This is a genomic window from Micromonospora sp. WMMB482 (genome assembly GCF_019038635.1).
GTDB lineage: Bacteria > Actinomycetota > Actinomycetes > Mycobacteriales > Micromonosporaceae > Micromonospora > Micromonospora marina.
This window is the reverse complement of record NZ_JAHOPD010000020.1, coordinates 1113491-1134255: the sequence shown is the minus strand read 5'-3', so window position 1 is coordinate 1134255 and position 20765 is coordinate 1113491. Positions and strand designations below refer to the sequence as shown.

General features: G+C 72.8%; 20 protein-coding genes and 1 pseudogene. 8 read left to right on the top strand and 13 right to left on the bottom strand.

Annotated features, from left to right (window positions below):
• Positions 1-29 precede the first annotated feature (29 nt).
• The 4 genes from rocD to KSK32_RS06140 form a co-directional block, all read right to left on the bottom strand.
• Positions 30-1244, bottom strand: coding sequence for an ornithine--oxo-acid transaminase (rocD, locus tag KSK32_RS06155; RefSeq protein WP_216935848.1), 1215 nt, complete (start codon positions 1242-1244; stop codon positions 30-32).
• Positions 1244-2059 (bottom strand): dimethylargininase, encoded by an 816-nt coding sequence (gene ddaH / locus KSK32_RS06150; RefSeq protein ID WP_216935847.1) that lies wholly within the window; start codon positions 2057-2059, stop codon positions 1244-1246. Before ddaH ends, rocD begins: the two co-directional genes overlap by 1 nt.
• 286 nt (positions 2060-2345) lie before the next feature.
• Positions 2346-3269 (bottom strand): DMT family transporter, encoded by a 924-nt coding sequence (locus KSK32_RS06145; protein ID WP_216929370.1) that lies wholly within the window; start codon positions 3267-3269, stop codon positions 2346-2348.
• A 100-nt stretch (positions 3270-3369) separates the two neighbouring features.
• The gene (locus KSK32_RS06140) at positions 3370-4110 is read right to left on the bottom strand and encodes a cellulose binding domain-containing protein (protein ID WP_216929369.1); all 741 of its coding nucleotides are present in this window, start codon (positions 4108-4110) and stop codon (positions 3370-3372) included.
• Between the two features lie 275 nt (positions 4111-4385).
• Here KSK32_RS06140 and KSK32_RS06135 point away from each other — a divergent pair, with 275 nt between their 5' ends.
• On the top strand, positions 4386-5195 hold the full coding sequence (locus tag KSK32_RS06135) for an Fpg/Nei family DNA glycosylase (RefSeq protein ID WP_216929368.1): 810 nt from the start codon (positions 4386-4388) through the stop codon (positions 5193-5195).
• A 1-nt stretch (position 5196) separates the two neighbouring features.
• Here KSK32_RS06135 and KSK32_RS06130 read toward each other — a convergent pair whose 3' ends face one another.
• The 4 genes from KSK32_RS06130 to KSK32_RS06115 all read right to left on the bottom strand — a co-directional run bounded on the left by KSK32_RS06130 (position 5197) and on the right by KSK32_RS06115 (position 10315).
• Positions 5197-6069, bottom strand: coding sequence for an aminoglycoside phosphotransferase family protein (locus KSK32_RS06130; RefSeq protein ID WP_216929367.1), 873 nt, complete (start codon positions 6067-6069; stop codon positions 5197-5199).
• Between the two features lie 127 nt (positions 6070-6196).
• Positions 6197-7618, bottom strand: a complete 1422-nt coding sequence (locus KSK32_RS06125) for a WGR domain-containing protein (protein ID WP_216929365.1) — start codon at positions 7616-7618, stop codon at positions 6197-6199.
• Positions 7619-7748: 130 nt separating this feature from the next.
• Entirely contained in the window at positions 7749-9125 is a 1377-nt protein-coding gene (locus tag KSK32_RS06120) for an FAD-dependent oxidoreductase (RefSeq protein ID WP_216929363.1), read from the bottom strand.
• A 41-nt stretch (positions 9126-9166) separates the two neighbouring features.
• The gene (locus KSK32_RS06115) at positions 9167-10315 is read right to left on the bottom strand and encodes a glutamate--cysteine ligase (protein ID WP_216929361.1); all 1149 of its coding nucleotides are present in this window, start codon (positions 10313-10315) and stop codon (positions 9167-9169) included.
• Positions 10316-10521: 206 nt separating this feature from the next.
• Between KSK32_RS06115 and KSK32_RS06110 the strand changes: the two genes are divergently transcribed.
• The 3 genes from KSK32_RS06110 to KSK32_RS06100 all read left to right on the top strand — a co-directional run bounded on the left by KSK32_RS06110 (position 10522) and on the right by KSK32_RS06100 (position 13169).
• Positions 10522-10797, top strand: a complete 276-nt coding sequence (locus KSK32_RS06110) for a DUF6412 domain-containing protein (protein WP_216935846.1) — start codon at positions 10522-10524, stop codon at positions 10795-10797.
• 123 nt (positions 10798-10920) lie between these two features.
• On the top strand, positions 10921-11667 hold the full coding sequence (locus KSK32_RS06105) for a membrane protein insertase YidC (RefSeq protein WP_216929359.1): 747 nt from the start codon (positions 10921-10923) through the stop codon (positions 11665-11667).
• A gap of 77 nt (positions 11668-11744) precedes the next feature.
• A complete protein-coding gene (locus KSK32_RS06100) occupies positions 11745-13169 on the top strand; it encodes a carbohydrate-binding protein (RefSeq protein ID WP_254186955.1) in 1425 nt (474 codons plus the stop codon).
• A gap of 54 nt (positions 13170-13223) precedes the next feature.
• On the opposite strand, the gene KSK32_RS06095 is transcribed toward KSK32_RS06100, so the two are convergent.
• Positions 13224-13886: a DedA family protein gene (locus KSK32_RS06095; RefSeq protein WP_216929357.1), complete on the bottom strand. Its 663-nt coding sequence runs from the start codon at positions 13884-13886 to the stop codon at positions 13224-13226.
• A 71-nt stretch (positions 13887-13957) separates the two neighbouring features.
• Positions 13958-14551: a DUF1349 domain-containing protein gene (locus KSK32_RS06090; RefSeq protein WP_216929355.1), complete on the bottom strand. Its 594-nt coding sequence runs from the start codon at positions 14549-14551 to the stop codon at positions 13958-13960.
• 53 nt (positions 14552-14604) lie between these two features.
• Here KSK32_RS06090 and KSK32_RS06085 point away from each other — a divergent pair, with 53 nt between their 5' ends.
• Both KSK32_RS06085 and fabG read left to right on the top strand, forming a co-directional pair.
• Complete coding sequence (locus tag KSK32_RS06085; RefSeq protein ID WP_216929353.1) at positions 14605-16257, top strand: alpha-amylase family protein; 1653 nt, start codon at positions 14605-14607, stop codon at positions 16255-16257.
• Positions 16258-16318: 61 nt separating this feature from the next.
• Entirely contained in the window at positions 16319-17077 is a 759-nt protein-coding gene (fabG, locus tag KSK32_RS06080; RefSeq protein WP_013288301.1) for a 3-oxoacyl-ACP reductase FabG, read from the top strand.
• On the opposite strand, the pseudogene KSK32_RS06075 reads toward fabG, so the two are convergent.
• From KSK32_RS06075 to KSK32_RS06065, 3 genes and pseudogenes are all read right to left on the bottom strand, one after another.
• Positions 17050-17525 (bottom strand): annotated as a pseudogene (locus tag KSK32_RS06075) (hypothetical protein). The gene fabG and the pseudogene KSK32_RS06075 overlap by 28 nt on opposite strands.
• Positions 17518-17928 carry a hypothetical protein gene (locus KSK32_RS06070; RefSeq protein WP_374226694.1) on the bottom strand — a complete coding sequence of 137 codons (411 nt, stop codon included), beginning with the start codon at positions 17926-17928 and terminating at the stop codon, positions 17518-17520. Before KSK32_RS06070 ends, KSK32_RS06075 begins: the two are co-directional and overlap by 8 nt.
• The gene (locus KSK32_RS06065) at positions 17925-19202 is read right to left on the bottom strand and encodes an RNA-guided endonuclease TnpB family protein (RefSeq protein WP_216929348.1); all 1278 of its coding nucleotides are present in this window, start codon (positions 19200-19202) and stop codon (positions 17925-17927) included. Before KSK32_RS06065 ends, KSK32_RS06070 begins: the two co-directional genes overlap by 4 nt.
• A 25-nt stretch (positions 19203-19227) precedes the next feature.
• Between KSK32_RS06065 and tnpA the strand changes: the two genes are divergently transcribed.
• Both tnpA and KSK32_RS06055 read left to right on the top strand, forming a co-directional pair.
• Positions 19228-19644 (top strand): IS200/IS605 family transposase, encoded by a 417-nt coding sequence (gene tnpA / locus KSK32_RS06060; protein WP_216929346.1) that lies wholly within the window; start codon positions 19228-19230, stop codon positions 19642-19644.
• Positions 19645-19832: 188 nt separating this feature from the next.
• Complete coding sequence (locus KSK32_RS06055) at positions 19833-20729, top strand: Gfo/Idh/MocA family protein (RefSeq protein WP_216929344.1); 897 nt, start codon at positions 19833-19835, stop codon at positions 20727-20729.
• The last annotated feature ends 36 nt before the right edge of the window (positions 20730-20765 follow it).

Sequence of the window (20765 nt, the reverse complement as noted above, 5' to 3'; positions counted from 1 at the left end):
GTACGGCCTCAGCCGCGTCGCGTACGGCCTCAGCCGGCCAGCACGGCGGCGAGCTGCGCCACCGCGTGGTCGATCTCCTCTTCGGTGATCACCAGTGGCGGGGCGAGCCGGATGGTCGAGCCGTGCGTGTCCTTGGCGAGCACACCCCGCTCCATCAGCCGCTCGCACGCCTGCCGGCCGGTCATCAGTTCCGGGTCGATGTCCAGCCCGGCCCACAGCCCGCGCCCGCGTACCGCCACCAGGCCCTTGCCGATCAGGCCGCGCAGCCCGGCGTGCAGCCGTTCGCCCAGCTCGGCCGAGCGGCGCTGGAACTCACCGGTGGCGAGCAGCCGGACCACCTCGGTCGCGACCGCGCAGGCCAGCGGGTTGCCGCCGAACGTCGAGCCGTGCTGGCCCGGCTGGAGCACACCCAGCACGTCCCGGTTGGCGGCCACCGCCGACACCGGCACGATGCCGCCGCCGAGCGCCTTGCCCAGCAGGTACATGTCCGGCTCGACGCCCTCGTGCTCGCAGGCGAACGTCGCGCCGGTACGCCCCAGGCCCGACTGGATCTCGTCGGCGACGAACAGCACGTTGCGCTCGGTGCAGACCCGGCGCACGCCCGGCAGGTAGCCCTCCGGCGGCACCACGACGCCCTGCTCACCCTGGATCGGCTCCAGCAGCACTGCGACCGTGTTCTCGTCGATCGCCGCGGTCAGCGCGTCCAGGTCGCCGTAGGGGACCACAGTGAAACCCGGGGTGTACGGCCCGAAGTCGGCGCGCGCGTCGGAGTCGGTGGAGAAGCTGACGATCGTGGTCGTACGGCCGTGGAAGTTGCCCTCGGCCACCACGATGTTGGCCTGCCCGGGGGTGACGCCCTTGACCTGGTAGCCCCACTTGCGGGCGACCTTGATGCCGGTCTCCACCGCCTCGGCGCCGGTGTTCATCGGCAGCACGAGGTCCTTGCCGCAGAGCGCGGCCAGCTCGCGGCAGAAGTCGGCGAACTGGTCGTGGACGAACGCGCGGCTGGTCAGCGTGAGCCGGTCGAGCTGCGCGTGCGCGGCCTCGATCAGCTTCGGGTGCCGGTGGCCGAAGTTCAGCGCCGAGTATCCCGCCAGGCAGTCCAGGTAGCGGCGGCCGTCCACGTCGGTCAGCCAGGCACCCTCGGCCGACGAGATCACCACGGGCAGCGGGTGGTAGTTGTGCGCCGTGTGACGCTCCGCGTCCCGGACCGCGGACGGAGTCCGCAGCATGTCGTCGATGATCACTTGCTCGCCTTTCCCTGACGGAGTCGCAACGTGCAGCACTTCGGTCCGCCGCCGGCCTTGCGCAGCTCGGACAGGTCGATCCCGATGGTCTCGTAGCCCCGGTCGCGCAGCTTCGCGGCCAGGTCGGTGGCCTGCGCGGGCAGCACCACGTGCCGGCCGTCGCTGACCGCGTTCAGGCCCAGCACCTCGGCGTCGGCCATGGTGGCGTGGATCGCGTCCGGGAACAGCCGGCGCAGCACCGCCCGGCTGCCGGGGGAGAACGCCTCCGGCAGGTACGCCACGGTGCGCTCGTCGAGCACCGTCAGCGCGGTGTCCAGGTGGTAGAAGCGGGGGTCCACCAGCTGCATGGTGATCACCGGGTAGCCGAAGACCTCCTGGAGTTGGGCGTGGGAGGCGTGCGCGGTGCGGAACCCGGTGCCGGCGAGCAGGTGGTGACCGGCCAGCAGGACGTCGCCCTCGCCCTCGTTGACGTGCTTCGGGTCGTACATCTCGAAGCCGGCGCCCTCGAACCAGGCCCGGTACGCGGGCGCCTCGTCGGCGCGCTGCGGGTCGCGGAACTGCACCGCCATGGCCTTGCCGTCGATCACGGTGCCGCCGTTCGCGGCGAAGACCATGTCCGGCAGGCCGGCGACCGGCTCGATCAGGTCGACCTCGTGGCCCAGGTCCAGGTACGTGCGCCGAAGCTGCTCCCACTGCCGGATCGCCAGGTCGGCGTCGACCGGGGCGGTGGGGTCCATCCACGGGTTGATCGCGTAGTCGACGGCGAAGTACGTCGGCCGGCACATCAGAAAGCGCTGGCGGATGGCGTCCATCGTCATGTCGTGCTCCCAGGGTCGGGCGCGCCCGGCCACGGTCGGCCCACGGGCTGGCGCCGTGGTCCAACGTTATGCGGCCCGGGTAGACGACATCCACCGCCGGAACTTGCGTTCGGCAGCGAATCGTTGCGTTGAATCGGTCAGCGGCGAATGATCATTGTGCCGACGCCGGACACACTTCGGGGGCGGCGAACCGCCGCCCCCGAAAGAGGTGTTGCCCGGCCGGTGAACCACCAGAACTGATCGGGCTCGCCGGACCTGCCGGCGATCGAGACAGTGCCCGTCAGAACCAGCTGCCAAACTGTGAGTCAAGCCACTCGCGGAAGCGGCCCACCCAGTCGCCGTCGGTGGTCGGCCAGTCGAACTGGCCGGTCATCGCCACGATGCCGAGCACCACGGCGGCCAGGCCGACCGCGACACCGATCAGCGCGTCGGTCTTGCCCGCCACGTGCCGCCGACGGGTGGCGATCAGGCCCAGCACCGCCAGCACGGCGCCGGCCGCACCGACGCCGATGCCGTACCCGGCGAGCGTGCCGGAGAGCACGAACAGCGCCCCGACCACCGAGACGATCAGGCCGAGCGTGGCGAGCAGGCTGGCCCGGGGACGCTTGGTGGTGTACGGCTCCGGCCGGTCCACCCGGCCGTCGCGGTCGGCGTCCGTACCGTCGGGCCGGCCGTCCCGGTCCAGGTCCACCCGGCCGTCCCGGTCGAGGTCGGTGTGGTCCGGACGGCCGTCGCGGTCCAGATCCACGGTGCGCTCGGCGGCGGGCGCCGCGCCCACGGCCCGGGCGTCGGTCACCGGAGCGGTCCGCGTGTCGGCGTCGACCCGGCGGCCGGTGACCGCGCGCGCCGCCGCACCGCGGTCCGCCGCCCGTCGCCGGGCCTCCGCGTCCCGCTCGTCGTCGGCCGCCGCAACCCGGCGGTCGGTCGTGGCGGCGGTCCGGCCGTCGGTGGCGGTGGCCGCCGTCCGGCCGTCGGTCGCCGCCGCGCCGCTGTCGCGCGCGTCCCGGTCGGCCGCCGCATCCCGTGCGCGCTCGTCGTCGGTAGCGGTGGCGGCGCTGCGGTACGTGGTCCGCTCCTCGTCGCGGTCGGTGACCACGGGCCGGTCGGCCGGCTGCTCGGCGGTTCGGTCGCGCTCGTCGACCACGCCGTCGCCGTTGGTATCGGTACTGGTCGCCGGGGTGTTCCGGCGGGAAAGGATCTTCACGATGGCACCTCCTGATTTGGGCGCGGAGGCCGCGCATGACACACCGGAAGTACCCAGGTGCCCCTAAATCGACACCACGGGGCCGCTCCGCACGCCGCGGTCACCGGCCGCACCCGGGCGTGATGGCGGCGGGTGGCGTGCTGCTCGCCACGAGCATGCCGAACGTCGTCGAAGCGCCCGGCGCCAGCGTCCCGTTCCAGGAGGCGTTACGGACCGCGGCGTCCTGGCCGGCGCCCTCGGCCACCCCGCCCCAGACCGACTGGATGCGCTCGTCACCGGGCCACCGCCACGAGACGAGCCAGCCCGGGATCGGCTCGGTGCCGTCGTTGCGCACCGTCACAGTGGCGACGAAACCGCCGCCCCACCTGCTGTCGATCGTGGCCGTCGCGGAGCAGAGCGACAGCGTGCTCGCCGGCCCGCCGATCACGTACGGATCCCGCGCGCCCCTGGTGTCGCCGAACCGGAACCAGTAGTCGGTGCCCGGGGTCAGCCCGCCGATGGTCACGGTGCCCGAGCGTTCCGGCCCGGTGACCACCTCGGCCACCGGGTCGCGCCACCCGATGGCGTTCTCGCGGCTGGCGAAAAGGCTCACGACCAGCGGCGGGTCGTAGCCGCAGGGCGGGCTGAGCACCATCCAGTAGGTGATGCTGATGCTGGTCGTGGTGGCCCCGGTCACCTGACCGCTGACCGGCAGTGCCGGCGGGCACGCGAACGTGGGCGTCGGGGTCGGCGTCGCCGCGATGGCGGGTGTGGTGGCGGGTGACCGGTCGGCGCCGGCCGAGGCGGCCAGGCTGGTCAGGGCGAGGGCGGCGGCCAGTGCCGCGCCGAGCGTACGGAGCATCTGTCTCTCCCGAGCTGGGGGCGCCGGGGGCGGTCGGCGCCGGAGTGGTGGACCGCGATGTCGCCGCCGTAGCGGCATGACTGACCGCCGGAGACGACTGCCCGGCACCGGGGTGGCGCATCACCCCGCGCTTGTCCCTCCGGCGAGATTCGAGCGGCTCTCACTGGCTCCCGAGCGCTACCGCCGCCAGTCTCTCAGTCGACGGACATCGATTCAACGGCGTCCCGCGGCCCGAAGTCGCCGGCTCTGCGATTTGCTGGCTACGCTTGGCGGTCGTGCCAGAGGGACACTCCATCCACCGCCTCGCCGCCCGGCACGCCGAGCTGTTCCCGGGCGACAAGGTGCACGCCGACAGCCCGCAGGGCCGCTTCGCCGAGGGCGCGGCCCGCCTGAGCGGCACCGTCCTGGACGGCACCGAGGCGTACGGCAAGCACCTGCTGCACCACTACGCGGGGGAGCTGACACTGCACGTACACCTGGGCCTGTACGGGAAGTTCGCCGACGGACCGGGGGACCCGCCGACCCCGGTCGGGCAGGTGCGGCTGCGGCTGCACAGCGACCGGCACTGGCTGGAGCTGCGCGGCCCGACCGCCTGCGAGCTGCTGACCCCGCCCGAGGTGGCGGCGCTGCGCGACCGGCTCGGGCCGGACCCGCTGCGCGCCGACGCCGACCCGGACCGGGCGTATGCGCGGATCCGCCGCAGCCCCACCCCGCTGGCCGCGCTGCTGCTCGACCAGTCGGTGGTGGCCGGCACCGGTCTGATCTTCGTGACCGAGGCGCTGTTCCGGGCCGGTCTGCCGCCGCTGCTGCCGGGTCGGGAGCTGACGCCGCCCGGCTGGGCCGAACTCTGGGCGGACCTGGTGGCGCTGATGACCCGGGCGGTCGAGCGGGGCCGGATCGACACCGTGCGCGACGCCGACCTGCCGGAGGTGACCGGACGCGCACCCCGGGTGGACCGGCACGGCGGCGAGGTGTACGTCTACCGCCGCCCCGGCGCGCCCTGCCACGTCTGCGGCACCCCGGTCAGCCGGGGCGCGCTCGCGGGGCGCAACCTCTACTGGTGCCCCACCTGCCAGGCAGGCTGAGTCACATCTCGTCGAGCAGCCATCGGGCCGCCTCGACGTTGCCCGGGAAGACCCGGTCGCCGCCGATGCTCCAGGCCACCGTCTGACCGATCGCCCAGCCGCGTACCCGTTCCCGGTCCAGGCCCAGCTCGGTGCTGAGCCGGTCGAGCCGGTGCCGGACCGCCGCCGGGGAGTGACCCAGCTCCGCGCCGCGTACGAGCGGCACCACGGCGAACTCCCGCTCGCCGGTGAGCGGCTTCGGGTCGATCACCAGCCACGGCTCGCGCCCGGCCGCCAAGATGTTGCCGGCGTGCAGGTCCTGGTTGACCAGCACCTGTTCGCCCTGGCTCGGCGCCAGGTCGGCGAGCAGCCCGAGCGCGGTGTCGAGCAGGCGCCGCTCGTACGGGCGGCCGGCCCGTCGCCAGTTACCAGGCATCCGCTCCGCCCAGCCGGCGGCCTCCTCGGCGAGCGGCGTGAACGGCGCACCGGCCGGCACCGCGAGCCCCGGCAACAGGCCGATCGCCACGTCGAGCGCCGCGTCGGCCGCCAGCGAGTGCAGCGACGTGCCGGGGTCGCAGCGCTCGACGAGCAGCGCGCGCCGGTCGGCGTCGTGCCCGAGCAGCCGGATCGCGCCGCGCCCGTCCCAGTGCGCCAGCGCGGTGGCCTCGTGGACGCTGTCGTCGTCCGGGTACTGGAGTTTCAGCACCGCCCGGGTGCCGTCCGGGAGCGTCGCGGGCAGCGCCAGCGAGGCGAACGCGTACGCGAACGGCGGGCCGGGCGTCAGCTCCCACCGCGCGACGCAGTCGGCCAGCCGGCCGGGCAGCTCCGCGAGCCACGCCCGGCCGGCCTCGGTCCGCTCGACCCAGCGCAGCCCTTCGGGAATGTCGCACCGCATCGGGCCATCCTGGCCGGTGCGGCGACGATCCGCTGTCCCCGGGGGCGAAGCCGGGTCCGTGCTGTGCCGGCGGACCGGGTCCGTGCCGTGCCGTGCCGTGCCGGCCGCCGGGCTCCGGGCATGCCGGTCAGCGCAGCCGGCGGATGTCCCCGTACGCCCGGTAGAAGCCGCCCCGGCCGGACTCGCGGACCTCGGTGACCACGTAACGCGCGCCCGGCTCGCGGATGCCCTTGGGGAACTGCACCGACCAGTCCCGCCGGTAGCCGTCGGCGAGGACGTGCACGCGCAGCCGGCCGCCCTGCTCGACGCACTGCACCAGCACGCCGTCGCGGTCGTCGGTGGTCACCTCGACCGACGTCCAGGCGGCCGTCTCGGGCATCCGGGCGGGCGCCTTGACGTCCACCACGTCGGGCACGCTGCCCGCCTCGGCCGCCCGGATCGCCGCCTCGCTCGCGTCGATGCAGGCCAGGTGGCCGCTCGTGGTGACCACGTACAGCCGGTTGTCGTGGTACTGCATCGAGTACGCCGAGCCGCAGCCGGTGCCGAGCTTCCACAGCCGGTTGCCGGCCTGGTCAAAGCAGTAGATCGAGGACGCGCTGTCGCCGGCGAACACGTACCGGCCGCCCTCGGCGGTGGCGCAGGAGAAGACCGCCGAGTCGCAGCGGTAGACCTGCTCGGCCCGGCCGTCCTTGCGCAGGCGCACCACCTCGCGGGTGCCGGTGCCGGCGAAGACGGCGTCGCGCTCCTGCCAGCCGAACAGGACCGCCCCGGTGCCGGTGTGCCACAGTTCGCGCCCGCTGCGCCAGTCGTAGCCGGTGACCCCCCGTGAGTGGCCGTGGTAGAGCGCGTCGGCGTCGCAGCGCACCATCCACGCCGACCGGCCCCGGCTCGGCCGGCGCCAGAGGAACTCGTCCTCGTGGTCGATCGCCGAGATGCCGCCGTCGCGGTCGGACACGCCGAGCACGCCGTCGTGGATGTCCAGCCAGTAGATGTCGATCTCGGGTGCGATCGCGTACGCCGCGCGGGGCACCTTGCCGGACAGGTCGTAGACGTTGCCGTCGTCGCAGCCGGCGTAGACCCAGGCGTCGTCGGCGACGATGCACTTCACCCCGTCGGGGAGCCGGACCTGGTTGACCAGCCGGGCGTCGTGGTCGAGCGTGGTGATCACGCCGTGCTCGTTGCCGACCATGCAGTGCCGGTCGTCGACGAAGATGCCGAAGGCAGGCGCGCCCGAGGCGTACCGCCAGAGCACCGGGGCGGTGCGGGCGGTGGATCGGGTGCTGACGATCTGCCGGCGCGACACCGTCCGCTTCTGGCGTACGCCGGGCACCGCCGGGGCGTACCCCTTGCGGATCTTCTCGCCGATCTTCTTCGCGGCGGCGGCGCGGGCACGGGTGTTGTCCGGGTAGGTGCTGGTCTTCACCTGACCCTGGTCGCCGATCCGCCCGTAGCGGACGGTCATCGCGGTGTCGTCGACCACCACCTCGTAGAACTTGTGCGCTCCACCGTCCACTTCGGACAGTTCGAGGTAGGTCGTCTCCTGCCGCATGGGGTTTACCTCCGAGGGGAAGTGCCGGACCGGCAACGCGCACACGCTAACCCCCGGCACCGACAAACCCGGGTGTCGGTGTTAAGAAGGGGCCCTTCCTCTACCGGAGGCGTTAATAGGGGGCCCTTCCTTACACGGCGGCCAGCGCGTCGACGGCCTTGCGGGCGGCGATCAGCACCGGATCCCACACCGGGGCGTACGGCGGCGCGTAGCCCAGGTCGAGCGCTGTCATCTCGTCCACCGTCATGCCGTTCCACAGCGCCACGGCGAGCACGTCGATCCGCTTGGCCGCCTCGGACCAGCCGACGATCTGCGCGCCGAGCAACCGCCCGCTGGGCCGTTCGGCGATCAGCTTGACCGTCATCGGCCGCGAGCCCGGGTAGTAGCCGGCCCGGTTCGTCGACTGGGCGAGCACTGTGACGAACTCGAAGCCGGCCTCCCGCGCGTCCCGCTCGCGCAACCCGGTGCGACCCACCTCCAGCTCGCAGACCTTGGTGACGGCGGTGCCGATGACGCCGGGGAAGGTGGCGTACCCGCCGCCGATGTTGATGCCCGCGACCCGGCCCTGCTTGTTGGCGTGCGTGCCGAGCGGGATGTGCACCGGCATGCCGCTGACCCGGTGCAGGGACTCCACGCAGTCGCCCGCCGCCCAGACACCCGGTGCGCCCGGCACCCGCATGCGGCGGTCGGTCCGGACCGCGCCGGAGGGACCGATCGGCAGGCCGGCGGCCTCGGCGAGCGCGGTGTTGGGGCGTACCCCGAGACCCAGTACCACGACGTCGGCCGGGATCGGCCCCACGTCGGTGACCACCGCGGAGACCCGGCCGTCCCGCTCCTGGAGACCGGTGACGGTGAGGCCGGTGCGGACGGCGATGCCGGTCGCGCGCATCGCGTCGGCCACCAGCTCGCCCATGTCCGGGTCGACTGTCGACATCGGCTGGTCGGCCTGCTCGACCAGCTGGACCTTCAGCCCGCGCTGCACGAGCGCCTCGCCCATCTCGACGCCGACGTAGCCGCCGCCGACCACCACCGCGTGCCGGGGCCGGGGTTCGCGTTCCAGCCAGTCGATCAGCGCCGCGCCGTCGCCCAGCGTCTGCACGCCGAACACGCCCGACACCTCGTCGCGCGCCCACTCCGGCTGCACCGGGGACGCTCCGGTGGCGTACACCAGGGTGTCAAAACCGGCGCGGACCTCGCCGCCGCCGTCCAGGTCGCGCGCGGTCACCTCGCGGCGGTCCAGGTCGATGGCGGTGACCTCGTGGCGGGTACGGACCTCGATGCCGAAGTCGTCGCGGAAGGTCTGCGGATCGCGGGAGATCAGCTCGTCCCGCTCCTCCACCGCGCCGCTGACCCAGTAGGGGATGCCACAGGCCGAGTAGGAGGTGAAGTGACCGCACTCGAACGCGACGATCTCCAGGTCGGAGCGGTCGCGGCGGCGGCGCCGCGCCTGCGACGCCGCCGACATGCCGGCGGCGTCGCCGCCGATGACGATCATGCGTTCGGCCACGTCGCCCATCCTGTCACGCCGGGCCGCGGCCGCGCGGCCGCTCAGCCACGGGTCTGCCGCGCCACGTCCGCGACCACGTCGACGAGCCGTCCGGTACGCGCGAACACCGCCCGCTGCCGCGCCGCGCCGCTGCCGTGCCGGCGCAGTCCGGCCAGCAGGTCGGTCACCCGGTCCAGGTCGCCGTGCCGTTCCAGTTCCGGGCGCAGCCGGTCCACCAGGCGGTCCAGCAGCTCCCAGGCCGGGCGCAGCTCACCGTCGGTGAGGTCGACGCCCTCGCCCTCCAGCCCGTCGTGGGCGGCCCGCCAGTGCGCCGCCACCAGCAGGTGGTGGTCGGTGTTGACGGCCGGACGGCCGGCGGCGATGTCGGTGAGCGCGGTGGCGACGAGTGCGCGGACCAGTGCCGCCACCAGCACCGCGTCGTCCACCGAGGGGCAGACGTCGCCGATGCGGATCTCCACGGTGGGGTACTTCGCGGAGAGCCGGGCGTACCAGTAGAGCATTCCCTCGTCCAGCATCACGCCGCTGGCGATGAGCTGCCGGATCAGCCGCTCGTAGTGCTCGTGCGACTCCAGGAACGGGGTGGGCGCGACCGACGGCCAGCGTTCCCACTCCACCGAGCGCCAGCTCGCGTACCCGGTGTCCTCGCTACGGGAGAACGGGGAGTTGGCGGTGACCGCGTGCAGGATCGGCAGCCAGGGCCGGACGTGGTTGAGCACCCGCACGCCGGTGTCCGGGTCGGGGATGCCGACGTGCACGTGCATGCCGTTGTTGCCGGGCCCGGGTACCAGCAGCCGGAACCGCTCGATCATCCGGTCGAAGCGCGGCTTGTCCACCACCGGCGGCACCGGCCCGTCGATCGGCCCGGTGCCGATCGCGAGCAGCCGTACGCCCGCCCGCTCGGCGGCGTCGGCCAGCTCGGCGCGCAGCATCGACAGCGAGTGCCGGATCGAGGCCAGGTCCAGCCCGGGCGGGCTGCCGATCTCGATCTGGCTGGTCTGGAACTCGCGTTCCACCTGACCCCGCAGCTCGGCCGGCACCTGCTCCATCACGAGGTCGACGGCGGGTACGGCGGCCCCGGTGTGCGGGTCGGCGAGCAGGAACTCCTCCTCGACGCCGACTGTCAGCAGGTCGGTTCCGCCGGGTGCGGCGCTCCGCTCCCGCTCCGCCACTGAGCCACTCATCGTCACCACCGTCTCCTCCGGACCGCTCGCGGCGCCGTGCCACGTGGTCGAGGCCCTGTTACCCACCGTGTCCGTTTCCGGAAACGTGCCGGTGGCGTGTCGGCGCCGGTTCGCCCGTTCGGGTCGTCCGGGCCGGAGCGGCGGCGTGCCGGTCCGGCGTGCGCGCAGGGTGCCCGGGGCGTGACACGGGGGGCTAGTGTGGTCGCGTGGCCGGGATGCTGGCGGTGCTGACGGGGGCGTGGGCCTACGCCCTCGCCCTGTTCGCCGACCGGCCGGCCGGCCTGATCGCGGGTGCGGCCGTCGTCGCCGCGCTGCTGCTCGCCACTCTGCTCGCGCTGCGGGTCCGCGCGCTGCCCACACCGCCCGGCACCCGGTTCGCCGCCGCGCTGCGAGCCCGCGCCCGCCGTCGCGGGGTGCCCCGGCAGGTCGACCCGGACGCAGCGGGGCGTCCGCGCCCCCGCGCACCCGGCCTGCGCCCCTCGGCCGCGTAGCCGTCCGCCGGCGGGTCGCCGGTTGCTCCGCCCGGGCTTTCGCGGCCGATTCCGTCGTCATCCGTCCCGCCGTGCGGCGTGTCGCCGCCCGGGACACCGGAATCGCAATCGAGGGGTCCACCCATGTTCGCCTTCGCTCCGTTGCACTCCGCGGCCTCGGCCGCGGCCACCGTCGTCACCTGGCTCGCCGACGTGCTCGCCCCGCTCACCGGCGGCGCCGCGACGGCCGCCGCCATCGTCCTGTTCACGGTCGCCGTCCGGCTCCTGATCTCGCCGCTGACGGTGGCCCAGGTCCGCGGCGAGCGGCGCCGCACCGCGCTCGCCCCCGAGGTGCGGGAACTTCAGCGCCGGTACGCCGACGATCCGGCCCGCCTCCAGAGCGAGCTGTTCGCGCTCTACCGCAACGCCGGCGCCAGCCCGGTCGCGGGCTGCCTGCCGGCGCTGTTGCAGGCACCGTTCTTCCTGGTCATGTATCGCGTGTTCGCCACCGGTGACGGGGCGCCGGAGTTGCTGGGGGAGCGGCTCGCCGGCGTACCGCTGGGGTGGCACCTCGGCGACGGGCTCGCCGGCCCGGTGCCGCTGGTGTTCGGGGTGCTGCTGGCCGCGCTGCTCGCGCTGGCCTGGTGGTCCTCGCGGCGGATGCGCCGGGCGGCGGCTGCCACCGGCACCGTGGCCGGCGCACCGGCCGAGGGTCCGGGCGCGGCGGTGCTCGGGCGGCTGCTGCCGCTGCTGCCGTACGGCACGGTGCTGGTGGCGCTCGTGGTGCCGCTGGCGGCGGTGCTCTATCTGGTCACCACTACGGCGTGGACGGCGCTGGAGCAGGTGGTGCTGCGCCGGCCGCAGCCGGCGGAAGCCATCGACAGGCGTTGACAAGTGCGGGGGCGGGCGCGTAGAAATCGCTCTCAGAGAGCGCTCTCCGGACCCGTCCCCGCAGAGAGGCACCCAGAATGAACCCGATTCCGGCGGCCCCGGCCGCCCCCGCAACCGTGCCCCGAACGCACCGCCGGCTCGCCCTGGCCGCCGGTGTCCTCGCGCTCACCACGGCGCTCGCGGGCGTCTCGATGACCGCCCAGGCCGCCGTGCCCCCCACGCCGTCCGGGTGGAGCCTGGTGTGGAGCGACGACTTCACCGGCTCCGCCGGCACGCTGCCCTCGTCCGCCAACTGGATCATCGACACCGGCACCGGCTACCCGGGCGGCCCGGCCAACTGGGGCACCGGCGAGATCCAGACCTACACCTCCAGCACCGCCAACCTGGCCCACGACGGCTCGGGCAACCTGCGCATCACACCGCTGCGGGACTCGGCCGGCCGCTGGACCTCGGCCCGGATCGAAACGGTGCGTTCGAACTTCAAGGCGCCGTCGGGTGGCGTCCTGGCCCTGGAGGGCCGGATCCAGATGCCGAACGTGACAGGCGCGGCGGCCTCCGGGTACTGGCCGGCGTTCTGGGCGCTCGGCTCGCCGTACCGCGGCAACTACCAGAACTGGCCGGGCATCGGCGAGTTCGACGTGATGGAGAACGTCAACGGGATCAACTCGGTCTGGGGCGTGCTGCACTGCGGTGTCGCGCCGGGCGGCCCGTGCGGCGAGTTCAACGGCATCGGCGCGTCCCGGGCCTGCCCGGGCAGCACCTGCCAGTCGGCGTTCCACACCTACCGGTTCGAGTGGGACGCCTCGACCAGCCCGCAGCAACTGCGCTGGTACGTCGACGGCCAGCTCTTCCACACCGTCCGGCAGAACCAGATCGGTGAGCCGTACTGGAGTCAGATGACCAACCACGCCGGCTACTTCCTGCTACTCAACGTGGCGATGGGCGGCGGCTTCCCGGACGGCGTGGCCGGCTCGGCGACGCCCACCGCCGCGACGGTGCCCGGCCGGTCGATGCTTGTCGACTACGTGGCCGTCTACACCCGGGGTGGCGGGAGCAACCCGTCGCCGACCCCGACCACGCCGCCGCCGGGCGGGGTGCGCGACGCGTACGCGACGATCCAGGCCGAGTCGTTCAACGCGCAGAACGGCGTGCAGGTGGAGACGTGCGCCGAGGGCGGCCAGGACATCGGCTGGCTCGCCAACGGCGACTGGGCCCGCTACGACAACGTCGACTTCGGCTCGACGCCGCCGCGCGACTTCGTGGCCCGGGTCGCCTCCGGCGCGGCGCCCGGAGTGAGCGGGCTGGTCGAGGTCCGGGTGGACAGCCCGACCGCGCCGCCGATCGGCAGTTTCGCGGTCGGCAACACCGGCGGCTGGCAGACCTGGCGCTCGGTGCCCGGCAACGTCGGCGCGGTGACCGGCCGGCGCACGGTCTACCTGACGTTCAGCAGCGGCCAGCCGTCCGACTTCGTCAACGTCAACTGGTTCACCTTCCGCCGCTGACCGCGGCCGGAACGCGGCCCGGACCCCTCGGGGTTCGGGCCGCCCGCGCGGCGGTCAACGCCCGGTGGTCACCGACTGCCGGCCGCGCCGCCGGCGCACCTTCTTCACCGCCCAGCTCACGATCATGAAACCGAAGACGGCGAAGATCGCGTAGTTGAACCACTGGCTGTACCTGTCGACGTCCTCCCACCGTGACCCGAGGGCGAAGCCGGCGCCGACGATCAGCGCGTTCCACACGCCGCTGCCGAGCGTGGTGAGCAGGATGAACTCGCCCAGCGGCATCCGGTTCGCGCCGGCCGGGATCGAGACCAGGCTGCGCACCACCGGCACCACCCGGCCGATCAGCACCGCCCACCGTCCGTGCCGCTCGAACCAGCGGTCGGCCTTCTCCAGATCCTGCAGGTCGACCAGCGGGATGTGGTCCAGCCAGCGCTTGAGCCGGTCCTCGCCGAGCGCCGCGCCGAGCCAGTAGAGCGCCAGCGCGCCGAGCAGCGAGCCGACAGTCGCGGCGACCACGATGAGCACCACGTTGAACCGGCCCTCGGCGGACAGGTAGCCGGCCATCGCCAGCACGATCTCGCTCGGGATCGGCGGGACGATGCTCTCCAACGCCACCAGCAGCGCCACGCCGACCGCGCCGAGCGAGTCGATCACGCTCGCCACCCAGCCGGTCAGCCCGGTGAACTGGTTCGGGTCGACGTCCTGGGCCAGGGCCATGGCGGTCCTTCCACGCGTGGAGCCGGAGATCCCGACGTGATACCCGGACGGTCGGGCGTCACACCTGCGACTCAGCCCTCCGGGTGCAGCGCGGCGTCCGCCGGACCTCGCCGCCAGCCGGTGAAGCGGACCAGCAGGCCGCCGCGGCTGGGCGAGCAGCAGTACGGCCCGGCCGTCGCCACCGCGTCCGGATCGAGCGGGGCGACGCGGACCAGCCGCCACGGCTCGTCCTCGCACCGGGCCCGCACGGTGAGCGCGTCGCCGGCCCGGCTCACCCGCACCGTCACCTCCCGGCCCGACCACTGCGGCACCGGCGCCACCGACCAGTCGGAGCGCTCGTCGGTGACCACGGCACCCACCTGCGGCGAACCGTCGCTCACCTCGACCCCGGCCTTGGTCCACCGCCGCTCGTCCACCCGGACCAGCACGCCGGCCTGGTCGAACTGGGCGGAGTAGTCGAGCCGGAACGACACCTCCACGGCGCTGCCCAGGCCGAACGGCGCGAGCAGCGCCGAGCCGTCGTCGTGCACGAAGCCGTAGCTGGTGCGCCGCCAGAAGTCGCTGCCGCCGCGCGGCTCGACCAGCAGGCCGCCGTCGACCGGCTCGGCCCGCTCCGGCGGGTTCAGCCAGGTGCCGGCGGACCAGTCGTACGCCTCCTCGCCCATCCCGGCACCGTACCGGGTTTGCCGCCGGGCGCGATCGGAGAACTAGTCCCCGCATGGGTGACAGGTGGTATCAGGAGGCGGTCGTCTACTGCCTCGACGTCGACACGTACGCGGACTCCGACGGCGACGGGGTGGGTGACTTCCAGGGCCTGATCGGCCGGCTGGACTATCTGGCCCGGCTCGGCGTGACCTGCCTGTGGCTGAACCCGATCCACCCCTCGCCGAACAAGGACGACGGGTACGACGCGACCGACTTCTACAACGTCGACCCGCGCCTGGGCACGCTCGGTGACTTCGCCGAACTGCTGCACCAGGCGGGCAACCGGGGCATCCGGGTGATCATCGACCTGGTGGTCAACCACACCTCGGACCAGCACCCGTGGTTCCAGTCGGCCCGGTCCTCGCCCGACTCGCCGTACCGGGACTGGTACGTCTGGGCCGACCACGAGCCGGACGACCGCCACCAGGGCATGGTCTTCCCGGGCGAGCAGCACGAGACCTGGACGTACGACCGGACCGCCAAGGCGTGGTACTACCACCGCTTCTACAAGTTCCAGCCGGACCTGAACGTCGAGAACCCGAAGGTCCGGGCGGAGATCAAGAAGATCACCTCGTTCTGGCTCCAGCTCGGCGTCTCCGGTTTCCGGATGGACGCGGTGCCGTTCATCATCGAGCGCACCGAGCCGGGCAACCCGAACTCACCGAAGGACTTCGACTTCCTCACCGACCTGCGCCAGCACGTGCAGTGGCGGCGCGGCGACGCGGTCCTGCTGGCCGAGGCGAACGTCGAGCCGGACGAGCTGCCCGTCTACTTCGGCGACGGCAGCGGCTCGGGCAACCGGATCCACATGCTGTTCGACTTCATGCTCAACGGCCGGCTGATGCTCGCCCTGGCCCGGGAGGACCCGGAGGCGATCATCGACGCGTTGCGCGACACCCCGAAGCTGCCCACCGGCGGCCAGTGGGCGACGTTCCTGCGCAACCACGACGAGATCGACCTGTCCCGGCTCACCGCCGACCAGCGCAGCGACGTGCTGGCGACGTTCGGGCCGGACGAGAACATGCAGCTCTACGGCCGGGGCATCCGCCGCCGTCTCGCGCCCATGCTCGGCAACGACCGCCGGCGCATCGAGCTGGCGTACGCGTTGCAGTTCTCGCTGCGCGGCACGCCGGTGCTGCGCTACGGCGAGGAGATCGGCATGGGGGAGAACCTGGCGCTGGACGGACGCGACGCGATCCGTACCCCGATGCAGTGGTCCTACAAGGACAACGCGGGCTTCTCCACGGCCGAGCCGGAGAAGCTGGTCCGCCCGGTGATCGACAAGGGTGAGTACGGCTACCAGAACGTCAACGTCACCGCCCAGCGCAAGGATCCCCGGTCACTGCTCGGCTGGTTCGAGCGGATGATCCGTACGCTGCGCGAGGCGCCGGAGATCGGCTCGGGCAGCACCACCCACATCGACGTGCCCATGCCGCCGGGGGTGCTCGCGCACCGCGCCGACGGACGTACCGGGACGATGGTCTTCCTGCACAACCTCGGCACGGAGGACGTCGAGGTCGACCTGAGCACGCTGGCGCCGGAGGCGGACCTGCCGATCGACGTGCTGAGCGACCGCAACTACGAGGACGTGGGCAAGCTCGACCGGCTCAAGCTCGGCGGGTACGGCTACCGGTGGATCCGGCTCTGCCGGGGCAGCGATCGGTAGGGGGCGGCGTACCGGCGGGTTAAGCTCCTTCGATCGAGCCACAAGTTACCGGGAGGTAAGCATGTCGGAGGAGCCCCGCGTCGCCATCGTCACCGGAGCCGCGCGCGGCATCGGGGCGGCGACCGCCCGCCGGCTGGCGGCCGACGGCATGGCCGTCGCCGTGGTCGACATCGACGAGTCCGCGACCAAGGAGACAGTGGACGCCATCGGCTCGGCCGGCGGCCGGGCTCTCGGCGTCGGCGCCGACGTGTCCGACCGGGCCCAGGTCGAGGCCGCCGTGGAACGGATCGCCGCCGAACTGGGCGCACCGACCGTGCTCGTCAACAACGCCGGCGTGCTGCGTGACAACCTGCTGTTCAAGATGACCGAGGGCGACTGGGACACGGTCATGGGCGTGCACCTGCGCGGGGCGTTCCTGTTCAGCCAGGCCGCACAGAAGCACATGGTCGAGGCGAAGTGGGGCCGGATCGTCAACCTGTCCAGCACGTCCGCGCTCGGCAACCGGGGCCAGGCGAACTACTCGGCCGCCAAGGCCGGCCTCCAGGGCTTCACCAAGACGCTGGCGATCGAGCTGGGCCCGTTCGGGGTGACAGTCAACGCGGTCGCGCCGGGCTTCATCGTCACCGACATGACCGCGGCGACCGCGGCCCGGATGAAGGTCGACTTCGACGACCTGCAGAAGCACGCCGCCGCCGAGATCCCGGTACGCCGTCCCGGCCGCCCCGAGGACGTCGCGCACACCATCTCGTTCCTGGCCAGCGAGGGCGCGTCCTTCGTCTCCGGCCAGGTCATCTACGTGGCCGGCGGTCCGAAGGACTGACCCGCCCCACCCGGCGCGGGCCCGCTCAGGCGGGGTCGCGCCGGGTGCGCCAGAGCCAGAACAGGCCGAGCACCGGCAGCACCAGCGGCACGTAGCCGTAGCCGCTGCCGAAGTCGGACCAGACCGTCTCGTCCGGGAACAGCTCCTTGTCGGCGATGCTCAGCACGCCCACCCCGAGCACCCCGGCCAGTTCGACGGTGCAGCAGGCCAGCGCGACCCGGCGGCCCGCGTGCCCGGCCCGGGCCAGCCCGGCCGCCGCCACGATGTAGATCAGCGCGGCGAGCGCCGAGAGCAGGTACGCCACCGGCGCCTCGTCGAACTTCGTGGCGATCTGCAGGCCGGCCCGTGAGGTCGCGGCGATGGCGAAGAGGATGTAGACGGCGATCAGCAACCGCCCTGGCCCACGGTTGGTGGCGCGCTGCTCGTGGCCGGTGGTGGGGTCAGCCACCGAGGATCTCCCAGGTCTGCTGGAGGCGTACCGCCACCACCGGCGTGACCAGGCAGATCGCGCAGATGATGCCCGAGCCCCAGCGGGTCGGCTCCATCCGGGCCAGCACCCAGGCCAGCGGCGGCAGGCAGACGAGCGTCGCCAGGTAGCCGAAGAACGCGCCCGGCTCGCCCGGCCGGTCCCCGCCGCCGAGCGCGACGAGCGCCGTCACGGTGAGCGCGAGCAGCGCCACCTCCAGCACGGCCAGGCCGACGAACTGGATCCGGTCCGGCGGCCGGTGGCGTACCGCCGCCACCAGGGCCCAGACCGCGACCGCCAGCGAGATCACGATCGCGACCGTGGCGAGCGGCCCGTCCACCGGAGAGGCGGCCGCCGCGCTGGTCGTCGACACGGTGTCGTTCACCGGCACAGCCTACTAACCGGCGTATTGACATCCTCTCCGCCCTGAAGGACGGAGATTCCCTCCACGCTGCGCGTGGACCGCGCGGCGTCCGGGTGGGTTCCCGCTTCGTTGCGCGCCGCCGGGACGAGTCCCGGTCTTACGTGTGCTCCACGGGCGTTGAAGTCCGCCTGTCCGGCGGCCTTGATGTTGAGTGCGGCGTTGTGGTCTCGGTCGTGGGCGGCTCCGCAGGGGCAGTCCCACGCTCGGACGTTGAGCGCCATCTTGTCGTTGATGCGGCCACACTGCGAGCACATGCGGGTGGACGGGAAGAACCGGTTCACCCGGCCGAAGGTGCGCCCGTATAGGGCGGCCTTGTACTCCAGCATGGCGGTGAAGCTGGCCCACCCGGCGTCGTGGACGCTCTTGGCGAGCCGGGTCCGGCCGAGACCACTCACGCACAGGTCCTCGACGTGCACCGCTTGGTTCTCGCGGATGATCTGCGTCGAGAGCTTGTGTTGCCAGTCCCGCCGGGTGTCGGCCACCCGGGCGTGCGCCCTGGCGACCTTGACGACGGCCTTCTTGCGGTTCTGACTCCCGCGCTGCTTGCGGGAGAGATCCTGTTGCAGACGCTTGAGCTTGCGTGCGGCCCGGCGCAGGAACTTCGGCGCGGCGACCTTCGTGCCGTCGGACATGACGGCGAAGTGGGTCAGGCCCAGGTCGATTCCGATCTCGGGCTTGACCGGAGGCAACGTCTCGTCCTCGCCCGTCTGAACGACGAACGAGGCGAAGTACCGTCCCGCCGCGTCCCGGATGATCGCCACGGAGGATGGGTCTGACGGCAGGGCCCGTGACCACCGAACGTGCAGGTCGCCGATCTTCGGCAGGCGCAGCCGCCCGTTGTCCAGCACACGGAACCGGGAGTTCTTCGTGAACCGGATGGCCTGCCGGTTGTCTTTGCGCGACCGGAACCGGGGCGGGGCCACCGTGCGGCCCCTACGCTTACCCGAGATCGAGGCGAAGAAGTTCCGGTAGGCGGTGTTCAGGTCCGCCAGGGCCTGCTGCAACACCACGGCCGACACCTCGCCCAGCCACGCCCGCTGCGGCGTCAGCTTCGCCTCCGTGATCAGACGGCGCGACAGTTCCCCGTCGGAGATGTACTTCTCGCCCGCCTCCCGGGCCTGCTGCCGCAGGCGCAGCCCGTCGTTGAACACCACCCGCGCACACCCGAACGCCCGCGCCAGCTCGATCTGCTGGCCGGGCGTCAAATAGACGCGGACGTTGTACCGGAGCTGCACGAGAAGCACTGTACCATGTTGGTTTATGGCAGAAATTCAAGGCATCCGCACTGGTAGACACTGCGTTTTTGCGATGCATGTTCACTTGGTTTTCGTGACGAAGTTCCGGCACAAGGTGTTCGCCGACCGGCACCTGACCCGCATGGAACAGGTCATGCGGGACGTGTGCGCCGACTTCGAGGCGGAGCTGGTCGAGTTCAACGGCGAGAACAACCACGTCCACCTGCTCGTGAACTACCCGCCCAAGGTGGCGGTGACCCGCCTGGTCAACTCCCTCAAGGGCGTGTCCTCGCGCCGTCTGCGGCAGGAGTTCCCCGACCTCGTGCGGCACTACTACCGGGCCAACAAGCTGTGGTCGGGTTCGTACTTTGCGGGCTCCGTCGGCGGGGCTCCGCTGATCGTCGTGAAGCAGTACATCGAGCAGCAGAACCGCCCGGTCTAAGGCACTTCTCGGGCCTCGGCGGCCTTGCCAGCGCGGGCCTTCACCCCCGGCCTGAAGGCCGGAGCACTGGCCCGCATTCCGGTAGCGGCTCACCCGCCGGGTCGGGGCGCGCCGGACGGGCCGGGGGACTAGCGTGGATCACGGTCCCGGCGCACGCCGGTGGCGGACGTCGACGGCAGGGGGCCGGGGTGCGGTTCGGGTTGTTCGGCACGGGTTACTGGGCGGCGGAGACGCACGCCGCGGCCATCGAGGCGCACCCGCGGGCCCGGCTCGCCGGCGTCTGGGGGCGCAACCCGGCGAAGGCGGAGGAACTGGCCACCCGGCACGGCGTACCGGCCTTCACCGACGTCGACGCGCTCATCGACGCCTGCGACGCGGTCGCCGTGGCGCTCCCGCCGGACGTGCAGGCCGACATCGCCGTGCGGGCCGCCACCGCCGGGCGGCACCTGCTGCTGGACAAGCCGCTGGCGCTCGACCTCGCCGACGCCGACCGGGTGGTCGCGGCGGCCCAGGCGTCCGGGGTCGCCTCGGTGGTCTTCTTCACCCAGCGCTTCCACCCGAACGTCACCGGTTTCCTCGCCTCGACCGCGGCGGCCGGCGGCTGGCAGCACGCCCGCGCCACCATGTTCGCGTCGATCTTCCAGCCCGGAAATCCGTACGGCGACTCGACCTGGCGGCGGGAGCGCGGCGCGCTCTGGGACATCGGCCCGCACGCGTTGTCGCTGATCCTGCCGGTGCTCGGCCGGGTCACCCGGGTCGCCGCGATGGACGGCCCGAGCGGCCTGGTGCACCTGCTGCTCACCCACGACGGCGGCGCGACCAGTTCACTCTCGCTCACCCTCGACGCGCCGTCCGAGGCGGTCACCCGGGACTTCGTCTTCTTCGGCGAGAACGGCACCGAGACGGTCCCGCCCGGCGACGGCAGCGCGCTCCAGGCGTTCGGCGCCGCGCTCGACCAACTGCTGGAGGAGGTCGACGCCGGCACCCGCGACCACCGCTGCGACGTGCGGTTCGGCCGCGAGGTGGTGGCGGTGCTGGACGCCGCGCAGACCGCCCGCGCGCAGGGCCGCACCGTCGAGCTGTAAGGAAGGGCCCCTCCTTAACGTCTTCGGTAGAGGAGG

What these genes read in the sequence shown, in the direction of transcription:
- ddaH (WP_216935847.1), bottom strand. Translation starts at nt 2,059, where the DNA reads ATGGACGCCATCCGCCAGCGCTTTCTGATGTGCCGGCCGACGTACTTC.
- KSK32_RS06140 (WP_216929369.1), bottom strand. Translation starts at nt 4,110, where the DNA reads ATGCTCCGTACGCTCGGCGCGGCACTGGCCGCCGCCCTCGCCCTGACC.
- KSK32_RS06130 (WP_216929367.1), bottom strand. Translation starts at nt 6,069, where the DNA reads ATGCGGTGCGACATTCCCGAAGGGCTGCGCTGGGTCGAGCGGACCGAG.
- KSK32_RS06125 (WP_216929365.1), bottom strand. Translation starts at nt 7,618, where the DNA reads ATGCGGCAGGAGACGACCTACCTCGAACTGTCCGAAGTGGACGGTGGA.
- KSK32_RS06110 (WP_216935846.1), top strand. Translation starts at nt 10,522, where the DNA reads ATGCTGGCGGTGCTGACGGGGGCGTGGGCCTACGCCCTCGCCCTGTTC.
- KSK32_RS06105 (WP_216929359.1), top strand. Translation starts at nt 10,921, where the DNA reads ATGTTCGCCTTCGCTCCGTTGCACTCCGCGGCCTCGGCCGCGGCCACC.
- KSK32_RS06100 (WP_254186955.1), top strand. Translation starts at nt 11,745, where the DNA reads ATGAACCCGATTCCGGCGGCCCCGGCCGCCCCCGCAACCGTGCCCCGA.
- KSK32_RS06095 (WP_216929357.1), bottom strand. Translation starts at nt 13,886, where the DNA reads ATGGCCCTGGCCCAGGACGTCGACCCGAACCAGTTCACCGGGCTGACC.
- KSK32_RS06090 (WP_216929355.1), bottom strand. Translation starts at nt 14,551, where the DNA reads ATGGGCGAGGAGGCGTACGACTGGTCCGCCGGCACCTGGCTGAACCCG.
- KSK32_RS06085 (WP_216929353.1), top strand. Translation starts at nt 14,605, where the DNA reads ATGGGTGACAGGTGGTATCAGGAGGCGGTCGTCTACTGCCTCGACGTC.
- fabG (WP_013288301.1), top strand. Translation starts at nt 16,319, where the DNA reads ATGTCGGAGGAGCCCCGCGTCGCCATCGTCACCGGAGCCGCGCGCGGC.
- tnpA (WP_216929346.1), top strand. Translation starts at nt 19,228, where the DNA reads ATGGCAGAAATTCAAGGCATCCGCACTGGTAGACACTGCGTTTTTGCG.